The sequence below is a fragment of the Lactobacillus nasalidis genome (assembly GCF_016587775.1).
Taxonomy (GTDB): domain Bacteria; phylum Bacillota; class Bacilli; order Lactobacillales; family Lactobacillaceae; genus Lactobacillus; species Lactobacillus nasalidis.
In genome coordinates, this window is record NZ_BOCG01000359.1 from 1 (window position 1) to 2,354 (window position 2,354).

The following is a 2,354-nucleotide window of genomic DNA, read 5'->3' on the forward strand; positions in this document are numbered from 1 at the left end:
TGCCGGCCGCGACTGGGTCGTGGCCGGGCACAACTTCCAGAATCACTTTGGCCCCCTGGACCGGCTGAAAGTCGGCGACAAGCTTTATTTTGAGGCTGCCAGCTGCCAGCGCTACGTCTACCGGGTCCGGAAGCTGGAAGTGCTCCAGTCGACGGCGATCCGCAAGATGGTCAAGAGCAAGTACGATTTGAGCCTGTTTACTTGTACTTATGACGGCCGGGCCCGGTTTACGGTCAGATGCCAGTTGCTTGAAATCAAATAAGAGTGTTTACGCAATCCCTCAGGGGATTGCTTTTTTGTTAAAAATCGGTCAAACTGAAGTGGTTTGGCTATGTTTTTCCAGCAGTTTGTAAGATAATAATCTTAACTGCTTTGTGAAATCGCTTTGCCGCCTTTGATCAAGGAAGAAAATGAATTAGGAAAAGAGAGTGTTAATGAACAAGGCCCATAAACGAATCGGGATGCTGCTGATCGCTATCATCGCCTGCTTGATGATCATTCCTGTCTTTGAGCCGTTGCCGGAGGCCGGGGGCAAGAGCGGTGAACGCAGCCGGCCGCCTAAGAAGGAACAGGTGGCCAAAAAAGAGAAAACCAGGCCCTATGCCGACCCAAGCGACATGCGGCCCATGACCGGCCGCTACTACTTGTATGCCAGTGAGACCCAGCGCAAGTATCCGGATCTGCGCAAGTACAAGAACGTCTGGATCCGCGTGTCGATTCTCGGCTCCCGGGCCTACGTCATGTCCGGCAAGAAAGTGCTCTATACCATGTACGCTTCAGCCGGGGCCATTACCAAGAAGGGCACCAGCCTGACGCCGGTAGGCAACTACCGCATCCAGCAGGAGGCTGGGGAGGTCTTTTACAACAATAACGGCGTCGGCGCCCGCTACTACGTTTCCTACCACCAGCATGGTGTTTACCTGTTTCACTCAGTGCCGATCAACAACTTCGCTTCCGGGGTCAAGGTCGGCCGGTATTATTACGGCTACAAGGGCGGCGCTCACTTGACCACCTTGGGCAAAAAGCCCGACAGCCACGGCTGCGTGCGTTTGTCGGTCAGCGATGCCAAGTGGATCTATGAGCAGAGAATGAACGGCGGCCTGCCGGTTGGCAGCAAGGTTGTCCTCAAAATGCGCTAGTGAAATTCGCATAAGGAAAGCGAACACAAATATTTTTGGTATAAAGCGCTTACAGACGAGAATTTGTTTGCTCAATTATTCATTATTGGGTACAATAGAGCTGTAAGAAGCTTAGGAGGTATTTTTATGGCTTATTTCGTTAACGGTAATGACATTTTTAAGAAGGCTCGTAAGGAACACTACGCTGTTGGTGCCTACAACACTAACAACTTGGAATGGACCCGCGCTCTTCTTCGTGGTGCTGAAGAAACCAGAACTCCATTGTTGATTCAAGTTTCAACTGGTGCTGCTAAGTACATGGGTGGCTACAAGCTCGTTAAGGACTTGGTAGAAGACTCAATGGACTCAATGAACATCTCAGTTCCAGTTATCTTGAACTTGGACCACGGTGACTACGACTCAGCTGTTGAATGTATCAAGCTTGGTTACTCAAGCGTTATGTTCGACGGTCACGCATTGCCAACTGAAGAAAACTTGGCTAAGACCAAGGAAATCATCAAGCTGGCTCACGAACGCGGCATTTCAGTTGAAGCTGAAATCGGCAAGATCGGTGAAAACCAAGGTGCCGGCGAACTTGCTTCAGTAGAAGACGCCAAGGCCTTCGTAGCTGCTGGTGTTGACAAGCTTGCCTGCGGTATCGGTAACATCCACGGTGTTTACCCAGAAGGCTGGAGTGGCTTGAACTTCGACCGTCTTAAGGAAATCGCTGATGCTGTTCCAGAAACTCCACTTGTATTGCACGGTGGTTCAGGTATTCCTCAAGACCAAATCGAAAAGGCAATTTCTTTGGGTATCTCAAAGATCAACATCAACACTGAATTCCAACTTGCATTCCAAGAAGCTACTCGCAAGTACATCGAAGAAGGCAAGGACCAAGACAAGAGCAAGAAGGGTTACGACCCACGTAAGCTGCTTTTGCCAGGTACTGAAGCCATCACTGACTCAATGAAGGAAATGATCAGCTGGATGGGCACCCCTGCTATCGATGCCAAGACTGCTGACGCTTCATTCGACAGAAGCTCACTTAACGAAGAATAATCAGATTCTTCCTTGTTAAAAAAGGTTCTATGCTAGCATTTGCTGGCACAGAACCTTTTTCTTTTCCTTTTATATCTGCTGCTTTTCCGGCAGCTGGACCGTCACCTTTTCAAAGCTGTACGGCTTGACAAAAGACAGCCGCCAGCCGGTCAAGGCCAGGTCTTCGCTGCCGCATCC

The 2,354-nt window shown here is 49.9% G+C and carries 3 protein-coding genes; all 3 read left to right on the forward strand.

Features of this window, described 5'->3' with window-relative positions:
• A partial coding sequence (locus lacNas_RS06850; RefSeq protein WP_201346720.1) for a sortase occupies positions 1-262 on the forward strand: 262 nt, incomplete at its 5' end.
• A gap of 172 nt (positions 263-434) precedes the next feature.
• On the forward strand, positions 435-1,139 hold the full coding sequence (locus tag lacNas_RS06855) for a L,D-transpeptidase (RefSeq protein ID WP_201330410.1): 705 nt from the start codon (positions 435-437) through the stop codon (positions 1,137-1,139).
• Positions 1,140-1,265: 126 nt separating this feature from the next.
• Positions 1,266-2,177 (forward strand): ketose-bisphosphate aldolase, encoded by a 912-nt coding sequence (locus tag lacNas_RS06860; protein WP_201330411.1) that lies wholly within the window; start codon positions 1,266-1,268, stop codon positions 2,175-2,177.
• Positions 2,178-2,354 lie beyond the last annotated feature (177 nt).

Coding starts and splice junctions, on each gene's coding strand:
- lacNas_RS06855 (WP_201330410.1), top strand. CDS start 435: ATGAACAAGGCCCATAAACGAATCGGGATGCTGCTGATCGCTATCATC.
- lacNas_RS06860 (WP_201330411.1), top strand. CDS start 1,266: ATGGCTTATTTCGTTAACGGTAATGACATTTTTAAGAAGGCTCGTAAG.